Source organism: Streptomyces sp. NBC_00654 (assembly GCF_026341775.1).
Classification (GTDB): domain Bacteria; phylum Actinomycetota; class Actinomycetes; order Streptomycetales; family Streptomycetaceae; genus Streptomyces.
On the sequence record NZ_JAPEOB010000001.1, the window covers coordinates 632,903 to 650,669 of the forward strand.

The following is a 17,767-nucleotide window of genomic DNA, read 5'->3' on the forward strand; positions in this document are numbered from 1 at the left end:
CTGGATGACTGTGTGTTCGCGTTCGTTGAGTCGGACGCTCTGGGCGGGACGCTGCTTCTTGTCGCGCGGTCGCGATTTTCCCTTGGGGCTGCGCTTGCGGACGGCCGTAGTCGGATGCGATCCGCCCCCGGTCGCAGCCTTTCCGTCCGGCGCCCCCTGGCGCTGGTCGGACCCCGCCACCCCCGGGGCGGGGCCGGGTTCGGATGCTCCCCCTGCGGGGGAGTGTCCGAACCTCCAACTTGCTCCGCTTTGGGCTGGCGTGGGGTGGGTCGCGTTCTGATGCACGGGGCTGTTGGGGTACGAGTCCTGTATGGAGATCAGCTCCTGGTAGGGGATGGGGAGAGCGCACCAGGCCGTCGGACGGGCAGCAGCCCCGCCTCCCGCTGGTTCGAGTGGGAAAGCGCGGGGGAGAGCCGTGCGTGCCTGGCAGAGCGACGCGAATGAGGCGGGGCCGTGGACCAGACGGAGTGGCTGGTCCACAGGTCCCCGTGCGGGCATCCGGGGGCTGACCGGATATCCGGTCAGCCTGTCGGGATGCTGTTCTTGGCCTCGTGCTCTGCGGCTAGGAGGGCCTTGAGTTCGGTGAGCCGGTCTTCGGAGATGGTGAGCTCGGCCGCGCGAATGGCGTTCCGCAGCACGGCGCGAGTGGCTGTTCCCTGCGTAGCGACAGCCCTGCGGCCGATCGCGAGCAGTTCCTCCATTTCGGCGCCGGGGGGACGTCCGTAGCGTTGCGCGGCGGGGACGTCGACCTCGGGGGCCGACTCGGCGGTCTCGCGAGTGGGGGCCGAATCGTGCAGGGGAAGTCGGTTCTGCACGGATCGAGGAGGCAGGAGCTCGGAGCGAAGGCCGGAGGCGGGGTGTTCCGTGGCCTCCTCGCCCTGCATGGGGTAGTCGGCACTCGGCTGGCTGCGCCGGAGCGTCGTTGTCTCGCCGCGATGCGTCGTGCCCCCATCCAAGGGGGAAGCAGTCCAAGGCGATGCGAGTTCGATGGTGGCCAGCGCTGCCGCGTGACGGCGGACGGCGAGCTGCTGCAGCAGCACTTCGCGTTGGTGCTGGTCGATGCCCACTGCGGCCTGGGCGATGGCCTGTGAAAGTCGTCGTGAAGTGCGCCGACCTCGCCAGCCGGCGCGCTGCCTCTGAGTTCGCTCCGCGAGATGAGAGGCCAGGGCGACGGCCTTGCGGGTGGCCCGGTCGCGGGTGATCTGGGCGGCATCACGATCGCGTGCGGCGATACCGAGGCGGGAGAGAAGGCGCTCACGTGCTTCGCGCCCGACCCGGGCGAGCACGCTGTGGGAAGCGCCCTCGGGTGTGCGGATGCGCAGTTCGATGCCCATGGCCTGATGCCAGAGCAGGGCGGCCATGATCGGGCCGACGAAGGCTCGCACTGTGCCGCCTACCACGCCTGACTCGGCGTATGCGGGGATCACCTGCACGGCGGTGATCACCCAGGTCAGGGTTCCGGGCAGGCCGGGAGCCTGCTTGGGCCCGTGCAGATTCTGCCGCGCGAGCAGCGCCGTGGCGAAGAGGGCGAGTTCGGCGGCGGCGAACATCGCGACGCGCTCGGTGGTACCGCTCATGTCCAGGTAGTCGGCGGCGAACCGCCAGCTGGTGTCTGCGCTGTAGGCGGTACAGCCGACCGCGGCCAGTGCGGCGACCCTGACCGCAGGTGTACCGGGCTGGTGCCTGCTGCGGTTTCGGGTAGGGCGCCGGCTGATCAGGAAGCCGAGCAGCAGCATCGTGCAAGTGCCCAGGAGGGCGGTAGGGGCGAGAGACGTTGAGGTCCAGTGCCCGAATGTGGGCAGGGCGAGTTGCGTCATGCAGGGGTCTCCAGGGAGGCCGCCGCGCCGTTTGGGCAGGCGTGGGCGCGGGCGGGCGGCGTGGGGAAGGGGTGAGGTGGGTCGGCGCCGTGCGGTCAGGCGTGGGGTCGGCGTCTGCGGTCTGCGCCGGTGAGGACGACGGTCGTGGTCATCTCGGCGAGACGGGAGGCGACGCGGTCGCCGACGGCATCGCGCAGCGCGGCGGTCGGCAGATTGGTCGTGAGGAGGGTGGGGAGCAGGTCGGTGTAGCGGCGGTTGATCAGCCGGTACGTGATCTCCTCGGTCCACTCCGACTGCTTGGCCGCGCCGAGGTCGTCCAGGATCAGCAGCGGGCAGGTGCTGAGAGTGGCGAGGTCTCGCTCGGCGTCGTGGCCGGCGCGTGGGCGTAGGCGGGCGTACAGGTCGGCCGTAGTGGCGGCTTCCCACCGCAGGCGCACACCGGCGGTCAGCAGCGACCGCACCGCGCCGTACGCCTGGTGCGTCTTGCCGGTGCCGGTGGGGCCGGCGATCAGCAGGGACGGTCCGAGCGCGATGCCCCGGGTGCCGCTCGGGCCGGGCCGTGCGGCGAGGGCCACCTCGTCAACCCAGGCGACAACCTGATCGTGGCCGGCGAGGGCATCGCGGTAGCGAGGTGGGATGCGCGCCTCGGCCAGTTCCAGGGCGGTCACCCGCTCAGAGGGCGCCTCGGCGGGTACGGCGGTGGCATCGATGCCCCGGTCGGCGAGGATCGTGTCGAGACGGGCTGCCAGGGAGCTGATGCGCTGCGGTTCCCGGCTGGTGGTGGCTGTGGTCACAGCTGGCCTCCGTAGGCCGCCTCGACGTCAGCGGATGCCGGGTTGGTCCACGCACGGTGCGGGGCGGCAGGTGACTGAGGGGCGTTCATGGCCTCGTTGACCAGGCTCGGCAGCAGGTTCGCGGACAGGCCCTTGGCCCGCATGCGGCTCATCCCGGCGCGGATGTGCTCGGCCGAGATGCCCTCGCCGAGCAGTTTGCCGGCCACCTTGCCCAGGCGACCCACTACGTCGCTGGGCGGCCGGTGTTCGCAGGAGGCGACGTACTCGCCGACCAGGTCCCTGGCCGAGATCGCGCCCGAGATGGCGGGTGGCGCGGGGGCGCTTGCGCTCCCCACCGGAGGTGATCCTAGATCCAGGATCCTAGGTCCTAGATCCGGACCCTGATTCCTCACCGCCATCTCCCGGCGTTGTGGTGAGGGCTCACTGAAACTGCCCTGACCTGCAACTTCCCGGTTCACGGACGGCTCGCTGCATTCACCGGACCCCTCAGGTCCTCCATAGTGAGGGCTCGCGTCCTGTTCACGGAGGACACCGTGAACAGGCGAGGCCGGCTCGGTGGATCGGCTTCCCTGATGGCGCGGGCAGGCCGGGCAGCGGCTGCCGCTCGGCCGGTTGATCTTCTGGTGGCGAGCCCAGGTGATGATGTGCAGGTAGCGCTTGCCGTCGTCACCCTCGTACCGGCAGACCAGACCGGCGCCGTCGAGCTGTGTGAGGTCGTCCTCGACCTCCAGAGGGCCGTGTTCGGGGCGCAGGGACCACAGGGCGCCGGCGATGACAGCGGCCTGGTCCCGGAAACGGCCGTGGTCGTCTGCCTGGGTGAGGAGGCCGAAGAAGGTCCGCTCGGCGTGGACGCTCACCGCGGCGAGCGACTCGGAGATGAAGGCTTCCGGCTTGATCGTGCGTATCCGCGCCATGCCTATCGCCCCGCCTTCGTGGGCAGAGCGGGCGACTTCGGCGACGAGGATGCGACTACGGCCGCGAGGGCTGTAGCTTGTTGGGGCATAGACGGTTCCTCACCCGGTGGCGTTGTGACCGCCACCGTCTTGATCGTTCAGGTACGGGCGATATCGGTAGGGACTCCCTGACCCCCGGCGTTGGCCCGCCGGGGGTTTTCATGTGCTCGGAGTCGCAAGGTGTTCCGGGTGCATGGCCAAGACAGCCACACCCTCCCCGTGCAAGTCCAGCATTCCGCCGAGAAAGCAAACAGCTCTCGGCGAACGCGTCGTGCGCGGCTTCCCTATAACGGTAGACCCGAATTAGCGGTTGACCTAGAAGTGGCACAAATAGGGCGACTGGTGAATCGCCGTCTGCCTGCATCGGCGATCGGTCTGACGTGACCGCGTGATGCAACAACCCACGCCAGCGCAGTTGAAGGCAGCGCGCCTTCCGGGCGAGCACAGGCATTTGGTCAGCGCCGGATTCCGGTCTATGTTGCGTCGCTCGCGGGTTCCGGGGACCAGATCTGACAAAAAAGACGTGGAACATAGCAGCAGATCGCCGGTTACCCAAACCGGCAATGCGGAGCTACAACAGACGCATGCCTGAAATCCCCCTGGGAATTGGTCCGGCCGGTGTGCTGACCGCCCAAGCCATAACCCGTTCCCGCGCAGCGCGCGGATTCGCTCAGCGCCAGCTGGCCGAACGGGTGACTGCGCTCGGCCGCCCCATGACCATCACGATGCTGTCCCGCATCGAATGCCGGCAGCGCCGCTGCGACGTCGATGACCTCGTCGCCATCGCAGCCGCTCTCGACGTCTCGCCGCTCACGCTGCTCGCCGAGACGAGTTAGCGAAGCCCTTGCAGCGCTGTCCGGGTGGGCCAACACCCGGCAGCGCCCGCTCACATCACCTCGCCCGTACCAAGAGATCAACCGGCGTGTCACGGGTCACACCACCGCGCCAGAGAAGGAACTCCCTTGCGCCAAGAGGCCATTCCCCCTGCCTTGTCGCCCTTCCGCCGCCGGACCGCGAAGGAGGCGATCCCGCGTGGCTGAGCAAACAGGCGCCGAGGTCGCACCGGCCCGCCTCTACCGCCCCGACGAGGTCGCCGCCGTGCTCGGCTGCTCTGCCTGGTGGGTCAAGGATCGCGCCCGCCGTCGCCAGATCCCCTTCGCCCGAGTGGGTCGTGCCTACCGCTTCACCGCCGCCCATCTCGCCGAGATCATCCGCCTCCACGAGGAGCGACCGGCCGTCGCTGCGCGGCCACCGTCCCCCGGCGCCCCGCCTGCGGCCCCTGCCCGACGCTCCAGCGCCCCCGAGCCGGGTGCACCTTCCGGCCGCCTGCGCGCCAGGCCGCCCCGCCGATCCGACCGAGCCGCATTCGACACCGCCGCGTAGAACACCGCACCGAAGAGGAAGGAAACGTACTTGGGTTTCGCGGAGAAGCGCGGAAGCTACTGGCGTGCCCGATACAAGACCGCTCCCGGCAAGCACCTCACGGTCGTCGACGAGCAAGGCAAGACGATCAAGTTCGCCACGAAGGGCGAGGCCCAGCGCTCAGCGAGCGAGGCCGAGAACAAGTACCGACGCGGCGACTGGCGCGACCCCGCCCTGGGGCAGGAGACGTTCGGCGAGTACGCGAGTCGCTGGTACGAGGCCCAGGACCTGGCCGCCTCGACCATGCAGAACTACAAGCGCCACATCGAGGAGCACCTCCTCCCCGACTTCGAGGACCATGCGCTCGCCGGCATCCTGCGCTCGGACGTCGACCGGTGGGAGAAGAAGGAAAGGGCCCTGTACGCGGCCTCCAGCGTGAAGACCTGGCGCTCCACGTTCCACCTGATCTTCGAGGACGCGATCGACGAAGGTCTGATCACGTCGAACCCGGCGACCAGGCGACGCGGGCGGGGCAAGCGTGCGGGCCGCTCTCGTGACAGAGGCCCGGAGAAGGTCGTCACCGATCCGCTCGGCGTCCTGCTCACCGCCGAACGGGCAGCCCTGCTGTCCGGCCGCGACGACGAGTTCGTCGCCGTGGTGCTCAAGGGATACACCGGCATGCGCTGGGGCGAAGTCGTCGGCCTGGAGACAGAGTTCGTTCGCGCCGGATCCGTCCGTGTCGAGTGGCAGCTTTACGAGCTCGACTCGGGTGAGATGGTGCGCTGCCCGCCCAAGGACGACAGCTATCGCACCCTCGACTCGATGGACTGGCTGTCCGCCCTGGTCGCCAACCACATCGCCCGAACGAAGCCGACACCTTGCCCCTGCCACGGCAGGACCTACGTCTTCCGTGGCCAAGGCGCGGCTCGTACCGGAGGGCACCAGGGCGCGAAGCTCGTCGACGTCGCACGCCGGGCTGAGGTCTCCACGGGAACGGTGTCCAACGTCCTCAACCACCCTGACCGCGTCGCCGACGCCACCCGCACACGGGTGGAGAGGGCCGTCAACGACCTCGGGTTCGTGCGTGGCGGAGTCGTGGCGGAACATGCGGCGCACTGGCGCAGGAACGGCTTCGGGACCTGGCTGTTCACCCCGGCGGTGTCAGGCTGGTACCCGAAGAAGGCCCCGCAGGAAGCGCGCCCCGTCCCCCTGCTCGGCGAGCCGTGGCCCGGCGTCCCCGTACGGGGACGCGGCGCCGGCAACCGGGCCGACGCCTGCTGGCTCCCGGTCGCGAAGGGCCTCACGCCTCACGGACTGCGCCACACCCACAGGACCGTGATGGAGGACCTCGGCACCGAGAAGGTCCTGATGGACCAGCGCATGGGCCACATTGACGGCTCTGTGTCGGCGCGTTATGCCCACGTCACGCCGGGCATGCGCAAGCGGCTGATGGCCGGGATGACAGAGCAGTGGGAGGCAGCTCTCGACTCGCGGCTGGCCATGTGTCCCACATCATCGGTGCGCGTGCTCCGCGACCTTCTGCACGTACGCAGGCAAGCACGCGGCCTGGAGTAACACCGGTAGCGAGTTACGCCTGTGCCCCACGGGGGTGCAGGCGTACGAGCGCTTCGTCGTCGCTCGAAGGGATGGGCCTACCCACCGATCCTGACCACGCCGACGGAACCTGGGGCGCTTGCTAGATTCCGCCTGGTGGTTTTGGTGAATCGGCGGGCGCTGGTGCCAGCAGACCTGGCTCAATAGACGCATGGAAATGGGTGAGCACTGGGCGTATCGCGTGAGGCCGAAGGACCTGGGCAGCGCGGTTCACCAGGTAGAGATTGTTCGTGTCGGCGGCCCCGGCAGGACGGGCGGGGTCCACGTGCGGTTCCTTGACGGTGACGCCGCCGGGCTACAGGAATGGGTCAACCCCACGTGCCTCGTGGGTCCGTGGGCGGAGGCCGAAGAGTTCCACGCGGACGACGCGGCGGAGTTGGCGTTGGCCGAGGCGTCGCGACACGTGAGGGGCAGCGCGGAGTTCGAGGCCGCGCGGCTGATCCTCGGGTTCGTCAGACCGAAGAGCAAACTGCGCCTGCGGCGAGGCGTCCAGGACGCCGGCATCCTGGACATGGGCCGACTGGATGAGACCGCACCGCTCGTCGGTATGGACCCTGCGAAACTGCGGGACGATCCTGCGGTCCACGAGAACCGCGACGGCCACTGCCTTGCAGGTTGGCCAGTCACTGAACGTCTCGCCCGCCATGTGGCCGAACGTCTCGCCGACACGATCCTGCCGGAGGTGGACCGCAAACAGCAGAGCCTTGAGCAGGAACGCGCCCAGGGTTCTTGGTACTCCTCCTACAGCCGTCGCGATGACCGCAAGCTGGACGCCGAAGCGACCGTCCTGAGGACCGTGCGGGCCTGGTGCGGCGAGGACAAGTCTGAGCGCTATGACGAACTGGTCGCCCTGCGGGCGGAGGTCATCCGGCTCGGGAAACTGGTCGAGCGGGCGGTGACGACCCTACGTGACCGCGGACACGGCTTCATCGCCTCCACCATTGAGCGCGAGCTGGGCGTCCATATCTCCAGCCTTGATCCAGACGTTCGTCGCTGAAGTCGTGCCGCCGGTCCGGCTCCGGCTTGGGTGACGCGACTTCCACCTGAGGCTTCTCCACCGACTCCACTTTCTCGGGACGCTGCGGGTGCCAGCCGTCGAGGAACGGCCGCATCTGGTCGCCCGTCGGCTGCGCATGGAAGCCGTGGCCGGTAAGTCCCCTGCCGCGCGCAGTGGGGTCGAGCCGCTCGGCCTCGGCCTTCCCCCACGCCGACCACTCCCGCAGCCTTTCGGCGTCGAGGCCGTCGCTCGACGTGGCAGCGGCCTTGTCCAGCGCTGAGCAGAAATCCCTGATCTCCCCCGCAGTCCGCCAGTGCTCCAAGGCCGTACTGAAGAGCTCGACCCGCACCGCGTCCACGGCCTTGATCGTCGCGACGCTGACAGCGGCCTCCCACTCCTGCTGCCTGCGCTGCATCTCCTCCGCTTCCTGTAGGCGGCGCTCTCTCTCCTCCCGCTCCCGCTCCTCACGCAGTCGCAGTTGCTCCGCTTCCCGCTCCTCCCGCAGCCGCCGCTGCTGAGCCTCGCGTTCCAACCGAGCCCGTTCCTCCTCTTCGGCGTGTGCCTTGAGCGCGCGGAATACCGAACCGATCTGGTCCTCCAGCGACTTCTTGGCGGTGTCGGCCCAGTCCTTCTTCCATCCGGATCCGTAGCCCGACTGCTGGCTGAGATGCAGTTCCAGCTCGCCGGACGGCTCGGACCGGTTCGCCGGAGCAACCCGCTGCCAGTCGTATGTACGCCGGCCCGGTTGCTTGGGCACGTACCTGACCTGCTTCTGCCGCTCGCGGAAGCTGACCTCGTACGTCCTGCCGTGGACCGTCAGCAGGGGGCGCGCCTGCCTGCGCTTCTTGGACACCGCGATCTCGCCATGGCGAACGAGGGCCTGCTCGGTGAGGAGACGGAGCAGTGCGATCACCCGGGGGAGGACCTCCTCGGAGATCTCAAAGGCACTGTGGTCTGCGGTGACCGCCGCGACCACGTCCTCAACGTCGGTGATCACGCGGCTACGAGCCAGGCGAATCCGATTCCACTCGGTGTCGTCCTCGCCGGTCACCCTGAGCAGGCCGAGAACGAAATCACCCCTCTCCCGCCCCGTGTGCTTGAGGTGGTACCCCTCGGGGGCGCATTGCCGCGCAGCATCGAATGCTCGCCGGTAGCGGGCCCGCTCCCCGTCGCTCGGGTTCGGGATACGGAGGAAGCGGCCGGCCTCCTGCACTTGGGTGATCAGGGCCGCGCCAATCGAGGCCGGTGAGGGACGCGAGGGCTTCGCAGCCGCAGACGAGGGCGCTGTCTGTTGGCTGGGAGGGCCAGCCTGTGGTGTCAGCTTGGGGGCCGCCGAACGCTGCCTGCGTGGAGTCCGCTCCGGCCGGTCCGGGTGGTGCCCGTGCTCCAAGTAGAAACGTCCGTCGTTGGTGATGTCCGCCTGCCACCTCCCGCCCTGCTTCGGCATGATGATCAAGCCCCGCCCCTTGAGGGCGTGAGCGGTGGCGGCAAGTTCCGGGCTGTCTGAGGTAACAGGTTCCGTCCCCTCCCCAATGCGGGTGAGCAGGACCAGCTGGCGATCATTGAGTGGCGACCAACGGTGCATGGCACGGTCGTACCGTGTGTGCTCGCGTCAGCACAACCTGTATCAAAAAATTCGCTCAGGTTCCCTACGAGGGGTTCCTGTGGGATCAATTCGCCTGAATGCGACCTGGCGCTTGTGAGCGTGGCAGGCGCGATGCGCACGACAAGGCGTTTCACGACTTTACGCCTTCCTCGCTGTGAACCGGACCAAGACTGGGTGACCCGGTTCAAACGAAGGAAGGGAACCTTATGCAGAAGCAAGCAGTGCAAGTCGCACCCGAGGGAACCCATGGGGAGGGCAGGATCCGAGCGCATGACGCCTGGGCATTGGAACTGCCGGTACTGCTGGATGCGATGAACACACAGGCAGTCGAGATCGACCTCGGGCAGCACGGCATGCAGGCTGCATTGGCCGTCCTTCCAGACCGGATCTGCGTGCTGGTGCGCCCCGGCCTCAGCGAGCAAGAACTGTCGGTTGCCATCCGGTCGCTTCTCGCTCGATACATTCACCGTCCCTTCCCTCACCTGGTCCTCTGGCCGCAGCGAGAAGGCCAAGGTGTAGTGGTGAAGGAGCCGAGCGACGTGTTGGCGGACTTGGTGCTGGGAGACCCGCCGGACGCGACGGCCGATGTCCTCCATCTCTACAAGGATGGAAACTGGGCGCCGAAGGACGGGTGGCGGAGCGACGAAGAGGTCCTCACGGAGCTCCTGAAGCTTGCTGCCGTCGACATGAAGGGCGTAGTGGAGGACATCCCTGAGGAGATGTACCCGCTACCCGACGGGCTGGGTGCCGTCGTCTCCGCCGGCTACGACAGTGAAGGGCTGGCACACCCGCTGGTGTTCCTTCGAGGTGACCTGGCCGTCGGCCTGCGCGTCGATCTCCTCGGCTTCTGCCTCGCGCTGGCCGCCGGTACCGAGCACGAGGGCCGGGAGCCGGACGAGAACGGTTTGTTCTATGTCGGCACGGATGCGGGACCGGTGTGTGGCCCGGGGACAGCGCTCCTCGGCGCTCTCATGGTCCAGCGCTTGGGGCGGCGTCCGGGAGACTGCGCTTTCAGACTCCTCGACCCGCCGGAGGATTCCGCCCCCGGGGTGGAGTCCGCTGCTTGACCGCGGGGAGGCTCCGCCGGGCGTCCGTCCCGTAAGTGTCGCGTCGAGGTTCTGCTCGGCAGGCTCAATCGCGGCTCCCTGGGAGCCGGATCCTGAGATCGGCTCCCAAACGGCTCCCAAGACGCCCCCGGAAACCACTCAGGGGCCTGATCCACTTAGTGGATCAGGCCCCTGACCTGGTATTTCAGCTGTCGGGGTGGCGGGATTTGAACCCACGACCTCTTCGTCCCGAACGAAGCGCGCTGCCAAGCTGCGCTACACCCCGATGTCCACCGGTCTCCCGGCGACATCGATTACTTTAGCCCACCCGCGCCCGGAGGCGAAATCTGCTTTCTCCGGGCGCCGGGGATACCCCGGTGGGCGTCAGTCGCGGGGGGTCAGGGTCAGGAGGGTCACCTCGGGGGGACAGGCGAAGCGGACCGGGGTGTAGCGGTTGGTGCCGCAGCCCGCGGAGACGTGGAGGTAGGCGCGCCTGGACCCCACCGTGTGGCTGGACAGGCCCTTCACCCGGTCGGTGTCGAGGTCGCAGTTGGTGACGAGCGCTCCGTAGAACGGGATGCAGAGCTGGCCGCCGTGCGTGTGGCCCGCCAGGATCAGCGGGTATCCGTCCGCCGTGAAGGCGTCCAGGGAGCGCAGGTACGGGGCGTGGACCACGCCGATCGAGAGGTCGGCGCCCGTCTCGGGGCCGCCCGCCACCTCCGCGTAGCGGTCCCGCCTGATGTGCGGGTCGTCCAGCCCGGTGAACGCGATCTCCAGGCCGTCGGCCTTGAGCCGGCCGCGGGTGTTGGACAGGCCCAGCCAGCCCGCCTCGTCGAACGCGTCGCGCATCGGCTCCCACGGGTTGTGCACGACACCCACCGCCGGGGCGTTTCCGTTGAGGCCGTGCTTGCCCTGGACCTTCTCCAGGAGGTAGCGGGCCGGGTTGCGGAGTGTGGGGCCGTAGTAGTCGTTGGAGCCGAAGACGTACACCCCCGGGAACTCCATCAGCGGGCCGAGCGCGTCCAGCACCTCCGGTACCGCCTCCGGGTCGGAGAGGTTGTCGCCGGTGTTCACGACGAAGTCGGGGCGCAGCCCGGCCAGCGACTGCAGCCAGGCCCGCTTCTTGCGCTGGCCGCTCACCATGTGGATGTCGGAGACCTGGAGCACGCGCAACGGGCGTGCCCCGTGCGGGAGTACGGGGACGGTGACCCGCCGCAGACGGAACGAGCGGGCTTCGAATCCGGCGGCGTAGGCGAGGCCGGCAGCGCCGACCGCGGCGCCGACTGCCGTGACTTTCAGGGGTACTCCGTAGCGTGCGCGCATGCGCCCATCGTCGCAGACAGGGTGTGGCGAGCGGAAAACCGGCGGGCGGCGGGCGGCCCGCACCTGTCACAATCGCGTCATGACCACGCTCAAGTCCAAGCTCAAGGAAGACCTCCACACGGCCATGAAGGCGCGCGACGAGCTGACCTCGTCCACCCTTCGGCTCACCCTCACCGCGATCACCAAGGAAGAGGTCAGCGGCAAGACGGCGCGCGAGCTCTCCGACGACGAGGTGCAGAAGGTGATCGCCAAGGAGGCGAAGAAGCGCCGCGAGGCGGCCGAGGCCTTCGCCCAGGGCGGCCGGACCGAGCAGGCGGAGCGGGAGAAGGCGGAGGGCGAGCTGCTCGACGGTTATCTGCCCAAGCAGCTGTCCGACGACGAGCTGAACGCCATCGTCGCGTCCGCCGTCGAAGAGGCGAGGAGCGCCGGGGCCGAGGGGCCGCGGGCGATGGGTGCCGTCATGAAGATCGTGAACCCGAAGGTCACCGGACTCGCCGAGGGCGGCCGCGTCGCCGCCGCGGTGAAGAAGCTCCTCGCGGGCTGAGAGGGGCTGAGGGGCTGAGAGGGGCTGTCGGGGCCGCGTGCCGGGCAGCCCATGTGCCGCCGGCGGCCCGTGCGCCCGCTGCCTCTGTGCCGGCGCCGCACCCTCCCCGTAGCCCCCTCCCCGTACACGGACGAAAGTGGGGCCTCCCGGTCGATCGTTACCGACCGGGAGGCCCCACTTCTCGTACGGACGCCGGGGACGGGTCAGGGGCCGTTCGTTCCGTCGCCGTGGTTGCCGCGGGAGTCGCCGCCGTTACCGAACCCGCCCGGCGGGATGCTGATGCCGGGGAACGGGTTGCCGCCGCCGGGCTTGCCGTCCTCGCGGTCCTCGTGGTCCTCGTCCCTGTCCCGGCCCTTGTCCTTGTCCTCCTTGGGCTTCGCCCGGGGGACGGAGACAGGGGTGAAGGAAGGCGTTTCGGAGGCGTTCAGCGCCCCGGTCATCGCGATCTTCCAGATCGGGCCCGGGAGGCAGCCGCCACAGACCTTGTCGTAGTACTGGCCGCCGATGGTGACGCCGAACATCGAGCTCTTCTCGCCGATGTCGTCACCCACCCACACCGCCGTGGAGAGGTTGGGGGTGTACCCGACGAACCAGGCGTCCTTGCGGTCGTTCGTCGTACCGGTCTTGCCGGCGTTGTCCCGGTCGCTGAGACCGGCCTGCGTACCGGTGCCGTCCTCGACGACGCCCTTGAGCATCTGGTTGATCGTGTCGGCGGTCCGCTCGGTCATCGCCCGCGAGCACGAGGACTTCGGGACCTTGAGCTTCTTGCCGTTGGCGTCGGTGATCGACTCGATGGCGATCGGCGTGCAGTACGTGCCGCGGTTGGCGAACGTCGCGTACGCGGCGGCCATCGAGAGCGGCGTGCTCACCTCACCGCCGAGGGTGATCGACGGGTTCTCGCCGATCTCCTTGCCGTCGCCCCGCTCGTACCCCATCTTCTTCGCCATCTTGACCGTGTCGCAGAGCCCGGCCTTCTGCTCCAGCAGCGCGAAGTAGGTGTTGATGGACTTGCCGAGCGCGCTCGTCATGTCCCAGGAGCCCTTCTCCGACTCCATCTCGTTCTGCAGGTCCCAGTTGCCGCCACCGGCGGTGGAGCCCGAGCAGGTGGTGAAGGAACTCATCGGGACCGAGAGCTTCCAGTCCGTGGAGAACGACGTGGACGGGCTGATGCCCTTCTCCAGCGCCGCCGCCGCGGTGATCGGCTTGAATGTCGAGCCGACCTGGAAGCCGTAGGTGCTGCCGCCCATCTTGTTGCTGACGGAGAGGTTGAGCACCGTCTCGTTCTTCTTCTGGTCCAGGCCGTAGGGGCGGGACTGACCCATGGAGAGGATCTTGCCCGTGCCCGGCTGGAGCTGCACCACCGACGCCGCGAACTTGTCGTCCTTGTTGACCTTCGCGGTGGCGGCCTCGTTCGCGGCCTGCTGCGCGCGCGGGTCCAGCGTGGTCCTGATGGTCAGACCGCCGAGGTTCCAGAGCTTCGAACGCTCCTCCTCGGTCTTGCCGAACGCCGGGTCACGCAGGATCGCCTTGCGTACGTAGTCGCAGAAGAACCCGGAGCCGCTGACGGCGGTGATGCAGCCGTTCTTCGGCTTCCTGACCTTCAGCTTGATCGGAGTGGCCATGGCCTTCTCCGCCTCGGCCTGCGAGATGCTGCGGACGGCGGCCATCCGGGCGAGCACGGTGTTGCGGCGCTTGGTCGCTTCCTCCGCGTCGTTGACCGGGTCGTAGCGGCTCGGCGACTGGACGACGCCGGCGAGCAGCGCGGCCTCCTCCAGCTTCAGGTCCTTGGCGTGCTTGGAGAAGTAGCGCTGGGACGCTGCCTCGATGCCGTACGCCTGCTGCCCGAAGAACGTGATGTTGAGGTAGTTCTCCAGGATCTTCTTCTTGCCCAGCTCCTCCTCGACCTGGATCGCGTACTTCAGCTCGCGGACCTTGCGGCCCAGGGTCTGCTGGGTGGCCTCCGCGACCTTCTCCGGATCGTCGCCGGCCTCCTCGACGAAGACGTTCTTCACGTACTGCTGGGTGAGGGTCGACGCGCCCTGCGCGGCCCCGCCCGCCTGCACGTTGCGGTTCATCGCGCGCAGGATGCCCTTGAGGTCGACCGCCCCGTGCTCGTAGAAGCGGGAGTCCTCGATCGCGATGATCGCGTCCTGCATGTACGGGGAGATGTCCTTGAGGGGGACGACGGTGCGGTCACGCGAGTAGACCGTCGCGAGCGCGCCGCCCTCGCGGTCGAGGATCGTGGTGCGCTGACTGAGCGGTGGAGTCTTGAGGTTGGAGGGGATCTCGTCGAATCCCTCGACCGTCCCCTTGGCGGCGAGGCCCAGTGCTCCGGCCGCGGGCAGCGCGATGCCCGCCAGCACAGCTCCGGAGAGTGCGGCGACACCGAGGAACTTGGCGGCCTGCTGGGTCGTCGTGAGACCCCCGCCCGAGCGCTTCTTTGGCATGGGGGCAGCCTACGTTCTCATTCGCCGGACAGGCGTATATGCATTGGCCTAAGCTGCTCTCAACTGTCACAGCAGTCCGGTTACGTATCAAGCCCCATGCACAATTTCTGGTCATTCTCCGTCAGGCCGTCGCGCACCCGACCCATTCACCGAGACGTTCCCGAAAACGCCTCGTGTGTCATGGAACGTCCGCTGCAACTCGGGTGTACTGTCCCGATTTCGCGGAGATAGTCCCGCATGTCCTCACCTCACTCCCCTGGGTGATCTGCCGCGTGCGCATAGTCCGTTCGGACCATTCAAGATTGGGCCCGAAGGGGGTGTTGTGCTGTCCCCACCTTCCGTAACGTCCTCAACTGGCAGCGGTGAATATGCCGCTGCCGCCGTGGGGGAGCCTCGATTCGGGAGAGGACGGCGCCGGCATGGGCTGGGTAACCGACTGGAGTGCGCAGGCAGCCTGCCGCACTACCGATCCGGATGAACTGTTCGTACAAGGGGCAGCGCAGAACAGGGCCAAGGCGGTGTGCACCGGATGCCCGGTGCGGACCGAGTGCCTGGCCGATGCGCTCGACAATCGCGTCGAATTCGGCGTGTGGGGCGGAATGACGGAGCGGGAAAGACGCGCACTGCTGCGCCGTCGTCCCACCGTCACGTCCTGGCGCCGACTGTTGGAGACCGCGCGTAGCGAGTACGAGCGGTCGACGGGCATCCTGCCCGCAGTGATCGGTCTGGAGGACGACGAACTGCACGAGACGTACGCCGCCGCCGGGTAGCCCTGGGATACGGCTGGGACACCCCTGTGTGAGGCACGGCGTGTCCCTGCGGACGGGCTTGGCTACGCGGCTTCGTGCGGGTTCCGGCCGGAGCCGGCCGCGAGCCGCTCACCGATGGCCCGAAGACCCGCGAGGTCGTGCACATCACCGGGCAGGGCCGCCACTTCGGTCACCAGGACCTCCGGGTGCAGCGCGGCGAAGCGGTCGCGGGTGTGCTGCTCGCGCGCGACGACCTGCATGCGCTCGGCGTGCAGCCGCAACAGACCTGCGGTCAGCTCTTCGACAGGGACCGCGGCAAGGACGTTCTCGGATTCGGAGCCGGGCTGGGAGCCAGGACCGGGGCGGGGGTCGGGGCCGGGTTCCGGTTCGGCGTGCGGCTCATGTGCACGTGCGGGATCGGATGAGGCGTCGGACTCGGATGAGGCGTCGGGCTCGGATGAGGCGTCGGGCTCAGACGTGAGGTCGGGCTCGGGGGAGAGCGGCGGGTCACCAAGGGCAGCCTTCCCTGCCGTCTGATCGACAATGCGGGTCTCTTCAAGATTTTCCGCAGCGGCCAGCGCCCGCTCGGCGGAGAGACGTGAAGCCTCGCTGCCATGGACCCGGTTGAGGACGAGGCCGGCCAGTGGCATGTCCTCGGCAGCCAGCCGTTCCACGAAATACGCGGCCTCCCGCAGCGCGTCCCGCTCCGGGGTCGCGACCACGAGGAACGCCGTACCGGGCGCCTGGAGCAGCTTGTACGTGGCATCGGCCCGCGTACGGAACCCGCCGAACATCGTGTCCATCGCCGCGACGAAGGTCTGTACGTCCCGCAGGAACTGGCCGCCGAGCAGCTTGCCCAGCGTCCCCGTCATCATCGACATGCCCACGTTGAGGAACTTCATCCCCGCCCGGCCGCCCACCTTCGCGGGCGCCATCAGCAGTCGGATGAACTTGCCGTCCAGGAACGAACCCAGCCGCTTCGGCGCGTCCAGGAAGTCCAGCGCGGAGCGCGAGGGCGGGGTGTCGACGATGATCAGGTCCCACTCGTCGCGCGCCCTCAGCTGCCCGAGCTTCTCCATCGCCATGTACTCCTGCGTACCGGCGAACCCGGCCGAAAGGGACTGGTAGAAGGGGTTCTCCAGGATCGCGCGGGCCCGCTCGGCGTCCGTGTGGGCCTCGACGGTCTCGTCGAAGGTCCGCTTCATGTCGAGCATCATGGCGTGCAGTTCGCCGTCGCCCTCGATGTCCTCGACCCGGCGCGGGATGTTGTCCAGCTGGTCGATGCCCATCGACTGGGCGAGCCGGCGGGCCGGGTCGATGGTGAGGACGACGACCTTCCGGCCGCGCTCCGCCGCCCGTACGCCGAGCGCCGCCGCGGTCGTGGTCTTGCCGACCCCGCCCGAACCGCAGCACACGACGATCCGGATGTCCGGGTCGTCGAGCAGCGCGTCGGTGTCCAGCCCGGGTGCCGCGTCCGCTGCCGTCATGACCGGGGTCATGAGCCCACCTCTTCCCCTGCGCCCTGTTTACGGAGCTCCGCGGCCAGTTCGTACAGCGCGGCGAGGTCCACGCCCTCGCCGACCAGCGGGAGCTCGGCGGCCGGCAGTCCGAGACCGGCCAGCACGGCGCGCTGCTCCCGCTCCAGGCCGACCCGCTGGGCATGCTCGGCGGCCTGCTCGACCAGCGGTCGTACGAGCGCGGCGGAACCGGTCACTCCGGCCCGGGTCAGCGTCTTCGCGATCTCCTTGCGGCGGCCGCCCGAAGCGGTGCGCAGCGCGTCCTCGTCCAGCAGGTGCGGGCGCACCATGTTCACGACGACCCGGCCCACGGGCAGCTCTGCGGCCCGGAGCTCGGCGATACCGTCCACCGTCTCCTGGACCGGCATCTCCTCCAGGAGGGTCACCAGATGGACGGCGGTCTCCGGGGACTTCAGGACCCGCATCACGGCCTGGGCCTGATGGTGTATCGGGCCGATCCTGGCCAGCCCCGCCACCTCGTCGTTCACATTGAGGAAGCGGGTGATGCGGCCGGTCGGCGGGGCGTCCATGATCACGTGGTCGTAGACGAACCGTCCCTGCTTGTCCTTGCGGCGGACGGCCTCGCAGGCCTTGCCGGTCAGCAGGACGTCCCGGACCCCGGGCGCGATGGTGGTGGCGAAGTCGATGGCGCCGAGCTTCTTCAGGGCCCGGCCCGCGCTGCCGAGCTTGTAGAACATCTGGAGGTAGTCGAGGAGTGCGCGCTCGGCGTCGATCGCGAGGGCGTACACCTCGCCGCCGCCGGGCGCGGAGGCGATCTTCCGCTCCTCGTAGGGAAGCGCATCCGACTCGAAGAGCTGGGCGATGCCCTGCCTGCCCTCGACCTCGACGAGAAGGGTGCGCCTGCCCTCGGTCGCGAGGGCGAGCGCGAGGGCGGCGGCCACCGTCGTCTTACCGGTACCGCCCTTGCCGCTGACGACCTGGAACCTGCTCACGTATTCGAGCCTAACCAGTCCGGCCCCGGGCTACGCACGAGACCG

Annotated in this window: 15 protein-coding genes and 1 tRNA gene; 7 read left to right on the forward strand and 9 right to left on the reverse strand. The window is 68.7% G+C overall.

The window, feature by feature from the left end; translation table 11 throughout:
- Window positions 1–521 precede the first annotated feature (521 nt).
- The 3 genes from OHA98_RS02835 to OHA98_RS02845 all read right to left on the reverse strand — a co-directional run bounded on the left by OHA98_RS02835 (window position 522) and on the right by OHA98_RS02845 (window position 3,525).
- Window positions 522–1,736 carry a hypothetical protein gene (locus tag OHA98_RS02835; protein ID WP_323179499.1) on the reverse strand — a complete coding sequence of 405 codons (1,215 nt, stop codon included), beginning with the start codon at window positions 1,734–1,736 and terminating at the stop codon, window positions 522–524.
- Between the two features lie 176 nt (window positions 1,737–1,912).
- Window positions 1,913–2,611, reverse strand: coding sequence for an ATP-binding protein (locus OHA98_RS02840; protein WP_266922513.1), 699 nt, complete (start codon window positions 2,609–2,611; stop codon window positions 1,913–1,915).
- Window positions 2,608–3,525, reverse strand: coding sequence for a hypothetical protein (locus tag OHA98_RS02845; RefSeq protein ID WP_266922514.1), 918 nt, complete (start codon window positions 3,523–3,525; stop codon window positions 2,608–2,610). Before OHA98_RS02845 ends, OHA98_RS02840 begins: the two co-directional genes overlap by 4 nt.
- A 623-nt stretch (window positions 3,526–4,148) precedes the next feature.
- On the opposite strand from OHA98_RS02845, the gene OHA98_RS02850 reads away from it, so the two are divergent.
- From OHA98_RS02850 to OHA98_RS02865, 4 genes are all read left to right on the forward strand, one after another.
- Window positions 4,149–4,400, forward strand: a complete 252-nt coding sequence (locus OHA98_RS02850; protein WP_032791520.1) for a helix-turn-helix domain-containing protein — start codon at window positions 4,149–4,151, stop codon at window positions 4,398–4,400.
- 196 nt (window positions 4,401–4,596) lie between these two features.
- The gene (locus OHA98_RS02855) at window positions 4,597–4,947 is read left to right on the forward strand and encodes a helix-turn-helix domain-containing protein (RefSeq protein WP_266922515.1); all 351 of its coding nucleotides are present in this window, start codon (window positions 4,597–4,599) and stop codon (window positions 4,945–4,947) included.
- A 30-nt stretch (window positions 4,948–4,977) separates the two neighbouring features.
- A complete protein-coding gene (locus OHA98_RS02860; RefSeq protein ID WP_266922516.1) occupies window positions 4,978–6,501 on the forward strand; it encodes a LacI family DNA-binding transcriptional regulator in 1,524 nt (507 codons plus the stop codon).
- A gap of 190 nt (window positions 6,502–6,691) precedes the next feature.
- Entirely contained in the window at window positions 6,692–7,537 is an 846-nt protein-coding gene (locus OHA98_RS02865; protein ID WP_266922517.1) for a PE-PGRS family protein, read from the forward strand.
- On the opposite strand, the gene OHA98_RS02870 is transcribed toward OHA98_RS02865, so the two are convergent.
- Window positions 7,467–9,122, reverse strand: a complete 1,656-nt coding sequence (locus tag OHA98_RS02870; RefSeq protein ID WP_266922518.1) for a PE-PGRS family protein — start codon at window positions 9,120–9,122, stop codon at window positions 7,467–7,469. The two genes, OHA98_RS02865 and OHA98_RS02870, sit on opposite strands and share 71 nt — an antisense overlap.
- Before the next feature lie 227 nt (window positions 9,123–9,349).
- Here OHA98_RS02870 and OHA98_RS02875 point away from each other — a divergent pair, with 227 nt between their 5' ends.
- Window positions 9,350–10,210: a hypothetical protein gene (locus tag OHA98_RS02875; protein WP_015609461.1), complete on the forward strand. Its 861-nt coding sequence runs from the start codon at window positions 9,350–9,352 to the stop codon at window positions 10,208–10,210.
- 191 nt (window positions 10,211–10,401) lie between these two features.
- On the opposite strand, the gene OHA98_RS02880 is transcribed toward OHA98_RS02875, so the two are convergent.
- Window positions 10,402–10,475 (reverse strand) — tRNA-Pro (locus OHA98_RS02880).
- Between the two features lie 98 nt (window positions 10,476–10,573).
- Complete coding sequence (locus OHA98_RS02885; RefSeq protein WP_266922519.1) at window positions 10,574–11,512, reverse strand: metallophosphoesterase; 939 nt, start codon at window positions 11,510–11,512, stop codon at window positions 10,574–10,576.
- Between the two features lie 79 nt (window positions 11,513–11,591).
- On the opposite strand from OHA98_RS02885, the gene OHA98_RS02890 reads away from it, so the two are divergent.
- On the forward strand, window positions 11,592–12,056 hold the full coding sequence (locus OHA98_RS02890) for a GatB/YqeY domain-containing protein (protein WP_266922520.1): 465 nt from the start codon (window positions 11,592–11,594) through the stop codon (window positions 12,054–12,056).
- A gap of 203 nt (window positions 12,057–12,259) precedes the next feature.
- Here the strand turns inward: OHA98_RS02890 and OHA98_RS02895 are convergent, their stop codons facing one another.
- A complete protein-coding gene (locus OHA98_RS02895; protein WP_266922521.1) occupies window positions 12,260–14,503 on the reverse strand; it encodes a transglycosylase domain-containing protein in 2,244 nt (747 codons plus the stop codon).
- Window positions 14,504–14,922: 419 nt separating this feature from the next.
- On the opposite strand from OHA98_RS02895, the gene OHA98_RS02900 reads away from it, so the two are divergent.
- Window positions 14,923–15,273 carry a WhiB family transcriptional regulator gene (locus OHA98_RS02900; protein WP_266927671.1) on the forward strand — a complete coding sequence of 117 codons (351 nt, stop codon included), beginning with the start codon at window positions 14,923–14,925 and terminating at the stop codon, window positions 15,271–15,273.
- Window positions 15,274–15,335: 62 nt separating this feature from the next.
- On the opposite strand, the gene OHA98_RS02905 is transcribed toward OHA98_RS02900, so the two are convergent.
- A complete protein-coding gene (locus OHA98_RS02905; RefSeq protein WP_266922522.1) occupies window positions 15,336–16,751 on the reverse strand; it encodes an ArsA family ATPase in 1,416 nt (471 codons plus the stop codon).
- Window positions 16,748–17,722 carry an ArsA-related P-loop ATPase gene (locus OHA98_RS02910; RefSeq protein WP_266922523.1) on the reverse strand — a complete coding sequence of 325 codons (975 nt, stop codon included), beginning with the start codon at window positions 17,720–17,722 and terminating at the stop codon, window positions 16,748–16,750. The genes OHA98_RS02905 and OHA98_RS02910 overlap by 4 nt, the downstream gene beginning before the upstream one ends.
- Between the last annotated feature and the right edge of the window lie 45 nt (window positions 17,723–17,767).